We start from the raw sequence: 14286 nt of genomic DNA on the forward strand, positions 1-14286 counted from the left end.
CGACGGACGTTATATGGCAGATACGATAGAGGCCGCACAGGGCGTGGGTGAGGCGCTGTCCCAGAACTACGGCGAGCAACAGTTGCTGCGCCTGGCGATGTCGACCATCGGCGCCATCGCCTGGCAGTGGGATCTGGACAGCGGCGTCTTCAGCTATTCGCTGCCCCTGGCGCAGGCGCTGGGTCTCGACAGCGATGGCGAGGACACCAGCCTGTTGGACCGTATCGACCGCGAGGACCAGGAGAACCTGCTGGCCGCCGCCGAGCGCGCCCACGAGGGGCGCGAGGCGTTCGAACATCTGGTGCATATCCGTATCGGCCCCGAGTATCACCCGTTTCGCATTATCGGCAGCCGGGTCGATTCGCCGCTGGCCAACCACCGCAGTATGTCGGGCATCCTGATGGCGGGTGTGGATGCGGGATTCCTCCTCAACAGTATTCTCAGCCACACCTCGGTGTTGGTGTTTGTCAAAGACCTGCAGGGCCACTACCTGTTCGTTAACCCGGAATACGCCCAGCAGTGCGGTATCGATGCCCACGACGCCCTGGGTAAAACCGACCGCGAGCTGTTTGGCGATAAGGTGGCTGACTACACCCTGCAACTGGAGCAGCGGGTCATCGAATCGGCCGAACAGATGCAGCGCGAGGAAAGTCCGCCGTTTCAGACCGACAACACCTATCTCGCCGAGCGCTTTCCCATTTACAACAGCCAGGGCGCCATCTATGCCCTCGGCTGTGTGTTTACCGACATCACCCAGAATAAAACTTACGAACAGACGATCAATCAACAGCGCCGCGAACTGGGCCTGGTGCTCGATGCGGTGCCGTCGCAGATATGGTATCTGGGTAGCGGCGGCGAGGTGATTGCCATCAACCGCCAGGCCTCAAGGTTGCTCGGTCTCGATATCAAACAGGTCAAAGATCGCACCCTGCTGGATTTGAGCAATGCTGTTCCCAATGCGCGGGAACGCCACCGGCAGATACTGCAGGTGATCGAAACCGGCACGCCGGTGTTTGGCAGCATAGAGAATTACCTCGATAACGGCGAGCGCGTGTGGGCGCGGGTCGATACCATTCCCATGCCGGGTAAAGGCGGGGAAATATCCGGTGTATTGCTGGTGGCGAATGACGTTACCGAACTCAAGCGCAAAGAGGAACACCTGGCTCGCAACGATGCCCGCTACCGCTCCTTTATCGCCAACAGCACCGAGGCCATCTTCGGCGCCGAGGTCGAGCCGCCGATGCCGTTGAATCTGCAACTCGAGCGGCAGATCGACTGGCTCAAGCAGCACACTCGCTATATCGAGTGCAACAAAATCTGCGCCTCCAGCTACGACCTGGAAATTGATGAATTCATCGGCAGCCGCCTCATTGATCTGGAAAGCAGTAAAGAGGTGTTCCGGCAAAAAGCACTGGCTTTTTTGCAAAACCGGTACCGGGTCAGCAACATCTCCGTGTGTGAGCTGGATCGCTTCGGCAACGAGCGCTGGTATGAGCTGTCGCTGCGTGGCCAGATCAGCCGCGAGGGGCTGACTGAAATCTGGGGCATGTTTCGCGACGTCACCGTCAACAAGCGCCAGGAGCTGGCGTTGAAGCACAGCGAGTCCCGCTATCGCAGTTTTATCGCCAACAGCCACGAGGGCATTTTCAATCTGGAGTTTCGCCAGAGCATCGCCATCGGCCTGCCGCTGGAACAACAGGTCGAGTGCTTTGTGCGCGATACCTACGTGAGCGAGTGCAACGATGTGTTTGCGCAACAGTACGGTTATGAGTCGGCCGCCGAGTGTGTGGGGCGCGGCATTATGGAGCTGAGCGACGCCGAGTCGGCGCGCAAAATGCTGCGCATTTTTATCAAAAACAATTATCAACTGGCCAATTTCGAAAGTCAGGTGCGCAGTAAGCACGCCGGTGTGTTCTGGTCCAGCGCCAGCCTCGAGGGGGTGATCGAAAACGATATGCTGGTGGGTTGCTGGGGCAGCCAGCGCGACACCACCGAGCGACGTAAATACCTCGAGGAACTGGAGTACCAGGCCACCCACGATTCCCTGACGCTGTTGCCCAACCGCAAAAAACTTTATATGGAGGCCGAGGCCAGCATCAGAAACCTGCATCCGGACAAGAGTCTGGCACTGATGCTGATCGATCTCGACCGCTTCAAGGAAATCAACGATACACTCGGCCACCATATGGGTGACCGCCTGTTGAAACAACTGGGGCCGCGTCTGGAGTTGATTATCAGTGAGCACCCGGGCCTGGTGGCGCGGCTCGGCGGCGATGAGTTTGCCGTCATGTTGGCTAACATCGCCGAGCAGGAGGCCACCGAGATCGCCCATCAGATTTTGTTACAGATTGGCGAGACTTTTGACCTGGGCGGGTTTCAGGCCGATATCAGCGCGTCTCTCGGCATCTCCTTCTGTCCCAAACATGGCCAGGATGTGGGCACCCTGATGCGCTATGCCGATGTCGCCATGTACCGGGCCAAAACCGAATCCATCGGGATGCTGGAGTACGCGCCGGCTTTCGACAAGCACACGCCCAAACGCCTGGCGCTGATGACCGATCTGGGACGCGCCATCCGCGAGGATCAACTGCTGCTACATTTTCAGCCCAAGATCGATGTCAACGGCAGGTTCATCCACGGTTTTGAGGCGCTGTTGCGCTGGGAGCATCCCCAGCACGGTGCCATTCCGCCAAGCGAATTCATTCCCCTGGCCGAAACCACGGAGCTGATTCGCCCGCTGACGCTGTGGGTCCTCGACGCCGCCATGGCCCAGTGCCGGCGCTGGCGCGGCGCCGGGCTCAATGTCAGGGTGGCGGTCAATCTGTCGACCCGCAACCTGCTCGACGATCAGATCGTCAATCAGGTGGAGCGCATTCTCGCCAATCACCAGGTGCCGGCCCATGCGCTGGAGCTGGAAATCACCGAGAGCGCGATCATGGCCGATCCCAAGCGCGCCCTGGAAGCCCTGGAAAGGGTCCACGCGCTGGGGGTACACCTGTCCATCGACGATTTCGGCACCGGCTATTCGTCACTGGCCTATATCAAGCGCCTGCCGGTGGAAACCCTCAAGATCGATTACTCGTTTGTCATCGATATGCTCGAAGACGAGCAGGATGAAATCATTGTGCGCTCGACTATCAACCTGGCCCATAACCTGGGTTTGAAGGTGGTGGCCGAGGGAGTCGAGAGCCGGGCCATTCTGGAGAAGTTGTACGGCATGGGTTGCGACCAGGCGCAGGGTTATTATATCGGCCGGCCCATGACCGAAGCGGACGCCGGCCAGTGGCTGCGCCGCGGCGAGTGGTCCAGCCTGCATCTGTTGACCTAGGGTCTCCTGCATAACGCATCAGCAGCGCTTTTTAATGCGCTCTCGGTGGGGCTTGCTAATGGCTCGTCATATTCGGGACTCCAGCCGGAGGTAGACCTACCCTCGGTATTTTTAATCCATATCGGTAAAGGGAGAGTGGGAGTCGATAAACTGTGCGAATCCTCTTAAGTGAGTGCCATTATCAACAGGGGGTTTTTAAACTAGAGTTCGGCCTGTGCGCGCATATCCCGCACGTCCCGCAGGCGCTCGCGCAACAGCGCGGTCAGGTGGAAGTTGCCCCGCGACAACTTCAGCGCGTTGTTCAATTGTTGCAGGGCCTTGTCGTAAACGCCGTTGAGGATGAAGTACTCCGCCCGCGCCCGGTGTACGCCGAGAATATTGCCCGCCAGGCCGTGCACCTCGGCCAGCAGGTACCAGACATAGTCGTCTTTGGGCCGCCGGCGCGAATAATCCGCCAGCACCTCTTCGCACAGCGGGTAGTTGCCCGACTGCATCAGCAGCTCGGCGTAGCGCACCGTCAGCGCGTGGCTGTTGGGGTGCACCTGCAGGGCGTCTTCGAGTATCTTCAGGGCAGCGGGGTAATTGTCTCCCGCCGCCTCCAGGTCGGCATGGGCGATCAGGTAGGGGATTTTGCCGGGCCTTTTTTCCAGCATCGGTGCCAGCGTAAACAGCGCGCGGTCGAGCTGGCCGGTGGCTGTGGCAGCCAGCACCAGGCCGTAGCGAGCCGCCTCGGGGGACAGGGATTCACCTTCGATTTCGCTGAGAAACCGCTTCACGCTCTCGCCCGGGGTCTTTTCATGCAATACCTGGATGCGGGCCCGCATCAGGTGGAAGTCCAGACTCTCGGGAAACTGTTTTTTCGGGTACTTCTGGGCCCGATTGCGGGAGTCGGCGATACGGCTCTCGGTAACCGGGTGGGTCAGCAGGAACTCCGGTGGCCGGCGGGTATAGCGGGTGGCGCGCAACATCCGCTCGAACATTTCCGGCACTGCGTGGGGGTTCATACCGGCCTCGACCATGGTCTGCATACCGATACGGTCGGCCTCCTGTTCGTTTTGCCGGCTGAAACGCAGCCGTGCGTCCAGCGCGGCCGCCTGGGTGGCGGTGAGCGCTGCCAGGCCGGCATCGCCGCCGGCGGTAGCCGCCAGCACCAGGCTGGCCAACAGGGCCGCCAGGGTTGGGGTGGAGGCATTCTGGCGCTGTTCCACGCCGCGGGCAAAGTGGCGCTGGCTCAGATGTGCCAGTTCGTGGGCCAGCACTGAAGCCAGTTGGTGTTCCGATTCGGCGTAAAGCAACAGGCCGGTGTGTACCCCCACCACGCCGCCGGGGACGGCAAAGGCGTTCATGGTGGGGTTCTTGACCACGATCAGCTCCAGGCGGCGGTCCCGCAACTGGCTGTGACCCACCAGCCGATACAGCGTCTGCTCGAGATATTCGTGCACCTGGGCGTCGGAGAAGGTGGGCACCTGGCTGCGAAACGCCCGCAACCAGCTCTGGCCGAGTTGGTACTCCTGCGCCGGTGAGACGATGCCCGATGCCGCATCCCCCAACTCCGGCAGCGCGATGCCAGAGGCCGGCGCCGCGGTGGGGGCTAACAGGGTGGCACACAGTGCGGCGGCAGCCAGGCAGGCAGACAGTCTGTGGCGGGCGGGGTGTGGCACGATGGGGGCGACTCCTTGGGGATAGTGACTGGCGCGATGACAACGCACTCTAGCGTGTTACTCCGCGGCTGCCTAGTGTCGAAGGGGCAACAAAGGTTACCGTTACAGGCATTTTGATAAATAAAACAACAATTTGTTCAACTTAAAGGCCCAAGTTTGCCTATAATCGGCAGGCCTTTGCCCGCGCACGATTGTTGCTTGGTTATAAAGATCAGATATAAAGATCGGGTGTAAAGATCAGGTGTAAAGATATGTGTGAAGAATTCGAGGTGGCGGCCGTCGTCGATGCAACCGGCCTGACCTGCCCGCTGCCACTGCTCAAAGCCAAGCAGGGATTAAAGAGCCTCGCCGCCGGGCAGGCGCTCAAGGTTATCGCCACCGATCCCGGTTCGGTGCGGGATTTCAACAGCTTTGCCGAACTCAGCGGCAACCGGCTACTGAGTTCGCGCGCCGAGGCGCAGCAGTACATATATATTATTGAAAAGGCCTGACGGTACAGCTCATGATCAATATTTTTCGCAGTTGGATCGACCGCTACTTCGCCGATGAGGAAGCGGTGCTGTTGGCGCTGTTCCTGGTCGCAGGTCTGATAGTTGTGGTTACCATGGGCACGGTATTGGCGCCCATGTTCGCCAGCCTCGTGATTGCCTTCCTGATGCAGGGGATGGTGGTGCGCCTGAAGCAGGCTCGGGTTCCCCATATTGTCGCTGTCACCATTGCCTTTGTGGTGCTGGTGGGAATGCTCGCTGCCAGTATGCTGGTGCTGTTGCCGATTCTCTGGCACCAGGCGGTTGCGCTGTTTTCCGAAGCGCCGCGGATGCTGACAGAGTGGCAGCGGCTGGCACTGCTGTTGCCGGAAAAATATCCGCAGTTGATCAGCGAGACACAGATTGAGCAGTTGATCAATCTGGCGGGCACTGAGGTGGGCAAGTTTGGGCAGAATATCCTCACGTTCTCAGTGGCCAACCTGCCGGTGCTGATCGCTATCCTGATCTACCTGGTGCTGGTGCCCATACTGGTTTTTTTCTTTCTCAAAGACAGCGACCGGATACAGGCCTGGGTGGGTTCGTTTTTGCCGAAGCAGCGGCCGGTGATGAGCAAAATCTGGCGCGAAATGAACCAGCAGATCGCCAACTATGTACGCGGTAAGGTGATAGAAATTTTAGTGGTGGCGGCCGTGTCCTATGTGTCGTTCGTCCTGCTCGGCCTTAACTATGCACTGTTGATGGCGCTGGTGGTGGGACTGTCGGTGGTGATCCCCTATATCGGCGCGGCGGTGGTGACGGTGCCGGTGGCCATGATCGGGTTTTTTCAGTGGGGCTGGAGTTCGGATTTTTTCTATCTGCTGCTGGTTTATGGGGTTATCCAGGCGCTGGACGGCAATGTGCTGGTGCCCTTGCTGTTTTCCGAGGCAGTCAATTTGCACCCGGTAGCGATTATCCTGGCGGTGCTGGTATTTGGCGGTATCTGGGGCTTTTGGGGCGTATTTTTTGCGATTCCGCTGGCTACGTTTATCAAGGCGATCCTCAACGCCTGGCCGACTCGCGACAGTGAGGGTGAAGAGCAATCGGAAATGCAGGCCTGACAATTCGGGCCCGTCCTTACTGAACCTCCGTGTTGTCGCCCCGTCGCTGGCTGCGTTCGCCAGCCGCGGTTTTGTGCAGCCGCCGCAAAAGAAAACTGTGCCAGGACTGATATCACGCCTATTGTTGCGGGCGCTGGGCGGCGTGTGGACAGGTCGCAGTCCTGCCCCCGCGCCGGTGTGCCGGTGGCCGCTGCCGGGCTGCTATGTCGCCAGGTCGGTGGTGGGATTCAAGCCCCGGACAGGCGTCTCTGGTGGCGGCTAGCGGCGTATGACGCCTTTGCAAAGGGGGCGGTCGGGGTATACTTACCCCCGGCGACGGGATAGCGCGGCACGGGTTTTACGTTCTTTTCCATGTAACTCTATTACATTACTGTCTAAATTTTGTTTCCTGTGTAACTGGCTGAAATTCAATAAGAAAGTTTTCTCATATCGAAGATTTTCTGGCCGGTTATGGGAAAATGATCTGGAAAATTACGACTTTATGTGTAAAATTACTACACATCGAATTGCCGGTCAGTCCCGGCATTGTTAACCCGTCAGCGGTTGAGTAACGAAAGAGCGGCTATCTCTTTCTACGAGTGAGGAAATCATCTCTATACTCAGAAGCACCACAACATCATCCTGATGACGAGCCCGAGACCCATAAGATGGCGGGATCGTCGCCGGCAGCAACACCTCACAAGGGTGTGAAATCGAGGAGAGCTGAATGCAAACCCAAGAGGATATCGATGCCCTCGAAACGCGAGAGTGGCTGGATGCACTTTACTCAGTAATACGCTATGGCGGCAAAGCGCGCGCCGCTTACCTGCTCAAGCAACTGGCCGATCGGGCCACCAGCGCCGGGGTTAAACTGCCCGCCGCCATCACCACGCCGTATCGCAATACCATCCCCGTCATCAATGAAAAGCGTATGCCGGGTGACCTGTTTATGGAGCGCCGCATCCGCTCGTTGATCCGCTGGAATGCGCTGGCCATGGTCATGCGGGCCAACGACAATGACGAGGGCCTCGGCGGCCATATTTCCAGTTTCTCCTCCGCCGCAACACTCTACGATATCGGTTTCAACTATTTTTTCCGCGGCAACGACGGTGACCAGCCCGGCGACCTGGTGTATTTTCAGGGCCACAGCGCACCGGGCATGTACGCCCGCTCCTACCTGGAGGGGCGCCTCACCGAAGAGCAGCTCGACAATTTCCGCCGCGAGGTGGACGGCAACGGGCTGTCCTCCTACCCGCACCCCTGGCTGATGCCCGAGTACTGGCAGTTTCCCACGGTATCTATGGGGCTCGGGCCGCTGCAGGCGATTTACCAGGCTCACGTGATGCGCTATATGTCGGCGCGCGGCCTGATGCCGCGTGGCGATCGCAAGGTCTGGGCGTTTCTCGGCGATGGCGAGTGTGACGAGCCGGAATCCCTGGGCGCTATTTCCCTGGCCGGACGCGAGCAATTGGAAAACCTGATTTTCGTGGTTAACTGCAACCTGCAGCGCCTCGACGGTCCGGTGCGCGGTAACGGCAAGATTATTCAGGAACTCGAAGGGGTCTTCCGCGGCGCCGGTTGGAATGTGATCAAAGTGGTCTGGGGCCGTCACTGGGACCCGCTGTTGGAGAAAGACGTCGAAGGCCTGCTGCAAAAACGTATGGATGAGGTCTGCGACGGCGAACTCCAGAACTTCAAAGCCAACGGCGGCGCCTACACCCGCGAACACTTTTTTGGCAAGTATCCGGCGCTGTTGGAAATGGTCAAGAACCTGAGCGACGACGACATCATGTACCTGAATCGCGGTGGTCACGATCCCTTTAAGGTCTATGCAGCCTATGCCCAGGCGGTGGAGCACAAGGGCCAGCCGACGGTCATCCTGGCGCAGACGGTCAAGGGCTACGGCATTGGCGCCGCCGGTGAGGCGGCCAATATCACCCACTCGGTGAAAAAGCTGGATAAAGACAGCCTGCGCAAATTTCGCGACCGTTTCGGTATTCCCATTTCCGACGATCAGCTCGACGGCGTGCCCTACTACCGCCCGGCGCCGGACAGCCCGGAGATGGTTTACATGCGCAAGCGCCGCGAGGAACTGCACGGCTATCTGCCGGCCCGGCGCGCCGACTTCGAGGCGTTGCAAACGCCGGAACTCGACGTGTTCAAGGGGCAACTCAAAGGCAGCGGCGACCGTGAGATATCCACCACCATGGCGTTTGTGCGCATTCTGTCTTCGCTGGTGAAAGACAAGCAGATCGGTGAGCAGGTAGTGCCCATTGTGCCGGATGAGGCGCGTACGTTTGGGATGGAGGGGATGTTCCGCCAACTGGGCATTTACTCCTCGGCCGGGCAGAAGTACACCCCCCACGATGCCGATCAGATCATGTATTACAAGGAAGACAAAAAGGGCCAGATCCTGGAGGAGGGCATCAACGAGGCCGGCGCCATGTGCGCCTGGATTGCCTGCGGCACCGCCTACAGCAACAGCAGCGTACCGCTGATCCCGTTTTACATCTTCTACTCGATGTTCGGCTTCCAGCGCATCGGCGACTTTGCCTGGGCCGCCGGCGACAGCCAGGCGCGCGGCTTCCTGATCGGCGCCACTGCCGGTCGCACCACCCTCAACGGCGAGGGGCTGCAACACCAGGACGGCCACAGTCATGTGCTTGCCAACACTATCCCCAACTGCCGCAGCTACGATCCGACCTATGGCTACGAACTGGCGGTGATTATCCAGGACGGGCTGCAGCGGATGTTCCGCGACAAGGAGAACTGTTTCTACTACATCACCACCATGAACGAAAACTACGTGCAGCCGGAGATGCCGATCGATGCCGAAGAGGGTATCAAAAAAGGTATCTACCTGCTGGAGACGGGCAAAAAGAAAGCCAAGCACCGGGTGCAGTTACTCGGCGCCGGCTCGATCCTGCGCGAAGTGCGCGGCGCCGCCGAGATATTGCGCCGCGACTACGATGTGGAGTGCGATGTCTGGAGCGTTACCAGTGTCAACGAACTGGTGCGCGAGGGCCAGGACTGCAGCCGCTGGAATCTGCTGCATCCCGAGGAAACACCGCGCCAGGCCTATATCACCCGGCAACTGGACGGGCACCAGGGGCCGGTGATCGCGGCCACGGATTATATGAAAAGCTACGTAGAGCCGCTGCGCAGTTTTATTCCGGCGCGCTTTACTGTACTGGGTACCGATGGCTTCGGCCGCAGTGACACCCGGGCGAAACTGCGGCGCTTCTTCGAGGTGAACAGTCACTATGTGGTGGTGGCGGCGCTCAAATCGCTGGCCGACGAAGGACAACTGGAGCCCGGCGTGGTTACCCGGGCCATCCAGGACCTGGGTATCGATGCGGACAAAACCAACCCACTTTATTGTTAAGGAGCTACGGTGACTACTCAGGTTATCCCAGTACCGGATATTGGTGGCGCGGAAAATGTCGATGTCATCGAGGTGTGTGTAGCGCCGGGTGATGCGGTCGATGCCGAACAATCACTGATTGTATTGGAAAGCGATAAGGCGTCGATGGAAGTGCCCAGCCCTGTGGCCGGCAAAGTGATCGCCCTCAAGGTGAATGAGGGCGACACCGTATCGGAAGGTGATCCCATCATTGAGCTGGATGTCGAGGGTGGTGAAACTGCGCCGTCTGCGTCTGCGTCTGCGTCTGCGTCTGCGTCTGAAGCTGCAGCCGAAACCAGCGCGGCGCAGTCCGAGCCCGCGGCTGCGGAGCCCGAACCGGCTGCGCCCGCAGCCGTACAATCGGAGCCCGAGTCGGCGCCCGCACCTCAGGCAGCCGCCACGGCAGAGATGCCCGTGGCGGTACCGGATATCGGCGGCGCCGAGGGTGTCGACGTTATCGAAGTCTGTGTAGCGGTGGGCGACGAAGTGGCCGAGGGCGACTCGCTGATCGTCCTGGAGAGTGACAAGGCCTCGATGGAGGTGCCTTCGCCTGCCGCCGGCAAGGTGCTGGCGCTGTCTGTCAACGAGGGCGATCAGGTGTCCGAAGGCGATGCCATACTGACACTGGCCGGCACCGCCGCGGCGCCGGCCCCGGAGACGGAAGCTGCGGCGCCGGCTCCACAGCAGGAAGCCGCCCCGGTGCCAGCTCCGGCCCCCGCACCGAGCGGGCCTCCCATTACGGAGCCCGCGGCACCCGCGCCGGCGCCGCAGGCACCGTCCGAACCCCAGGGCGACGATGTCTATGCCGGCCCCTCGGTGCGCAAGCTGGCCCGCCAGCTGGGGGTGGACCTCGCCGAGGTAAAAGCCAGCGGCCCGCGCAATCGCCATACCAAAAACGATGTGCGCGGCTATGTAAAAGATATGGTGGCCAGAAAGCCTGCGCCGGGTGCCGGTGGCGCGGGTATCCCGGCGGTGCCGGCAGTGGATTTCGCCAAGTTCGGGGATATCGAACTGGTGAAAATGAGCAAGATTCAAAAGGTAACTGTCGCCAGCATGGTGCGCAGTTGGCTCAACGTGCCCCATGTCACACAGTTTGACGAGGCCGATATCAGCGACCTGGAGAGCTTCCGCAAAGAGATGAAAGCGGAGGCGGAGAACCGCGGGGTTAAATTGACGCCGCTGCCGTTTCTGCTGAAAGCCTGCGCGGCGGCGCTGCGCCATGAGCCCAGCTTCAACACCTCACTGCATGCCGACGGCGAGCACATGGTGCAGAAACACTATGTCCATATCGGGGTCGCCGTGGCCACGCCCGCCGGCCTGTTGGTGCCGGTGATTCAGAATGTCGACAAGAAGGGGCTGTGGGAGTTGGCCGCGGAATCGGCCGAACTGGCAAAGAAAGCCCGCGACGGCAAGTTGCTGCCCCGGGATATGCAGGGTGCGTGTTTTACTGTCTCCAGTCTCGGCGCCATTGGCGGCAGCGGTTTTACACCGATCGTGAACACGCCTGAGGTCGGTATTCTGGGCGTCTCCAAAGCCGAAATAAAACCGGTGTGGAACGGTAGCGAGTTTGTGCCGCGGCAGATGCTGCCGTTGTCGCTGTCCTACGATCACCGGGCAGTCAACGGGGCCGATGCGGGCCGGTTTTTCACCTTCCTGGTGTCCCTGCTCGGCGATATTCGGCGTTTGATACTTTAGGGGCCCCTTTGATAGAGATTTGAACTGAGTGGTATTCGCTTGGGGTATCTGCTGTAGTTACTTGAGAAAAAATGCCAATTTACCGGTCTACCGCTGGGTGGGGCTTTCAGAAACACGGACTAGGCGTCCCCCCGATGAACCCCCGCAAGCGGGTCCAGCCCAAAGCCTGAGGCTTTGGGCGTTGCGCGGGACGAAGCGGTGCTTCGTTTTTCCCGCTCCACCCCTGGGGACTTTGCGACAGCATCCCTGCTGTCGACAATTTCTGAAGGCTTCAAGCAGGGCCAGACCGGTCAATTAGCACATAGTTGCGCAATGAAGTACGGGCGCATTGATAAACCCGCCTTATACTTACTCCTCACTCTAATAAATTACGCTGCCAACCCTCGGCTCGCTATACTGCGCTGCAGAGAGATCAGGGGAGGGGGCCATGCCCGACAACGACACGTCTGCCGTAAAAACCCACTACCGCACCTGCAATATCTGTGAAGCCATGTGCGGTATTGAGGTGAGCTACCGGGGCGAGGAGGTCATCGCCATTAAAGCGGATAAAGCCGATCCGCTGAGCCGCGGGCACATCTGCCCGAAGGCGGTGGCGTTGCAGGATTACTATACCGATCCGGACCGGGTGCAGACGCCGCTGCGCCGCCGCGGCGACGGCTGGGAGCCGGTCACCTGGGAGCAGGCGCTGGCGGAGATCGGCGAGCGCCTGCGCCATATCCAGGACGTCTGCGGCCGCCAGGCGGTCGCCACCTATGCCGGCAACCCCAACGCTCACAACGCCGGTTCGCTGATTTTTCTGGCGCGGCTGCGCAAGGGGCTCGGCACCTTCAATCACTACAGCTCGGCATCCGCCGATCAGTTGCCCCACCACGTCGCCTATAAACATATGTTCGGCCACGGCTCCCTGATCGCGGTGCCGGATATCGACCGCACTGACTATATGTTGATCATCGGGGGCAACCCGGTGGTGTCCAACGGCAGTATGATGACCGCGCCCGGTATTCCCAGGCGCCTCAAGGCGATTCAAAAGCGCGGCGGTAAAGTGGTAGTGGTGGACCCGCGCCGCACCGAGACGGCGGACAGGGCGGACGAGCATCTGTATATCAAGCCCAACACCGATGCGCTGTTACTGCTGGCGTTGAACCATGTGCTGTTTGCCGAGCAACTGATCGAGACCCGCCATCTCGGCGACGTGCTTACCGGACTCGACGACGTGCGGCAGGCGGTGTCCGCCTACAGTCCGGAGCGGGTGGCGCCGGTGACGGGGATCGAGGCGGCGACCATCCGCCGTATCGCCCGCGAGATGGCCGCGGCGCCGGCGGCCGTGTGCTACAGCCGCATGGGGGCCTCGACCCAGCAATTCGGCGGTCTGTGTCAGTGGCTGACGGTGGTTTTCAATATCTTAAGCGGCAATATGGACCGCGAGGGCGGCGCCATGTTTACCACACCGGCGTTCGACCTGGTGGGGATTACCAATGCCCGGGGCAAGCCCAACACCTTCGGCAGCAGGCACTCGCGGGTGCGCAACCTGCCCTACAACAACAACGAGTTTCCGATCGCCACCCTGGCCGACGAGATTCTCACCGGGGGGGAGGGACAGATCAGGGGGTTGATCGCCATTGCCGGCAATCCGGTAATCTCCGCCCCCAACGGCCCGCGCCTGGCACAGGCGTTGGAGGCGCTCGACTTTATGGTGGCGGTGGATATCTACATCAACGAGACTTCCCGCCACGCCGATATCATTTTGCCGGCCGCCTCCGGTTTACAGGTGTCCCAGTACGATATCGCTTTTCATATCAACGCGGTGCGCAACACCGCCAAGTACGCCCCGGCGCTGTTTGCCAAGCGCGGCGAGCAGAAGTACGACTGGGAAATTATGAAGCTGCTCAACAGCGCCATCAACGACATCGAGGACGATGGCTCGACACCGGAAAGCGTGATTGATTACACCCTGCGCCACGGACCTTATGCCGAGCAGGGTATGAGCCTGGAGCTGTTGCGCGGGCATCCCCATGGCCTCGACCTCGGCGCGCTGCAACCCAACCTCAAACAGCGACTGCAAACGCCGGATGGCAAACTGCACCTGGCGCCACCGCTTTACCTGGAGGATTTAGGGCGTTTGGAGCAGACTCTCTTCAGTCCTGCCACTGCCGATACCTACCCGTTTTCTTTGATCAGCCGCCGTGTCGTTCGCAGCCACAACTCCTGGACTCACAACTCCCGGCGCCTTATCAAGGGCAAAAACCAGTGCACGCTGCTGCTCAACCCGCATGATGCCGCGCGGCTGCGGCTCGACTCCGGGCAACTGGCGCAGGTCTCGTCGCGCACCGGAGTGTTGACCATCGAAGTGCAGGTGAGTGACGAGATGATGCCCGGTGTGGTCAGCATTCCCCACGGCTGGGGCCACGACCTGGCCGATACCCAATTGCGCGTGGCGGCCACCCGACCGGGCGTGAATATCAATGACCTCACCGATGACACCGTGGTGGATGAACTCACCGGCAATGCCAGCTTCAGCGGTGTGCCGGTGGCTATCAAAGCCGCCTGACTGCAGCCGTCGACGTGCGGTTGTCAACGTCCCGGGGTGACAATTTGCCATCTGGTTGATATGGATTAAGCCCTTCGCGCAAAGCGA

General features: G+C 60.2%; 7 protein-coding genes. 6 read left to right on the forward strand and 1 reads right to left on the reverse strand.

The window, feature by feature from the left end; all coding sequences use genetic code 11:
* The first annotated feature begins 13 nt into the window (after positions 1–13).
* Positions 14–3328, forward strand: coding sequence for a sensor domain-containing protein (locus tag FKG94_RS01745; RefSeq protein ID WP_142902448.1), 3315 nt, complete (start codon positions 14–16; stop codon positions 3326–3328).
* Between the two features lie 200 nt (positions 3329–3528).
* Here the strand turns inward: FKG94_RS01745 and FKG94_RS01750 are convergent, their stop codons facing one another.
* On the reverse strand, positions 3529–4989 hold the full coding sequence (locus tag FKG94_RS01750; protein WP_246124881.1) for a M48 family metalloprotease: 1461 nt from the start codon (positions 4987–4989) through the stop codon (positions 3529–3531).
* A gap of 251 nt (positions 4990–5240) precedes the next feature.
* Here FKG94_RS01750 and FKG94_RS01755 point away from each other — a divergent pair, with 251 nt between their 5' ends.
* The 5 genes from FKG94_RS01755 to FKG94_RS01775 all read left to right on the forward strand — a co-directional run bounded on the left by FKG94_RS01755 (position 5241) and on the right by FKG94_RS01775 (position 14199).
* Entirely contained in the window at positions 5241–5480 is a 240-nt protein-coding gene (locus FKG94_RS01755; RefSeq protein ID WP_142902450.1) for a sulfurtransferase TusA family protein, read from the forward strand.
* An 11-nt stretch (positions 5481–5491) separates the two neighbouring features.
* Positions 5492–6574: an AI-2E family transporter gene (locus FKG94_RS01760; protein ID WP_142902451.1), complete on the forward strand. Its 1083-nt coding sequence runs from the start codon at positions 5492–5494 to the stop codon at positions 6572–6574.
* Between the two features lie 706 nt (positions 6575–7280).
* Entirely contained in the window at positions 7281–9938 is a 2658-nt protein-coding gene (aceE, locus tag FKG94_RS01765; protein ID WP_142902452.1) for a pyruvate dehydrogenase (acetyl-transferring), homodimeric type, read from the forward strand.
* A 9-nt stretch (positions 9939–9947) separates the two neighbouring features.
* Entirely contained in the window at positions 9948–11651 is a 1704-nt protein-coding gene (aceF, locus tag FKG94_RS01770; RefSeq protein WP_142902453.1) for a dihydrolipoyllysine-residue acetyltransferase, read from the forward strand.
* Between the two features lie 427 nt (positions 11652–12078).
* Complete coding sequence (locus tag FKG94_RS01775) at positions 12079–14199, forward strand: molybdopterin-dependent oxidoreductase (RefSeq protein ID WP_142902454.1); 2121 nt, start codon at positions 12079–12081, stop codon at positions 14197–14199.
* Positions 14200–14286 lie beyond the last annotated feature (87 nt).

The sequence above is a fragment of the Exilibacterium tricleocarpae genome (assembly GCF_007004655.1).
Classification (GTDB): Bacteria; Pseudomonadota; Gammaproteobacteria; order Pseudomonadales; family Cellvibrionaceae; genus Exilibacterium; species Exilibacterium tricleocarpae.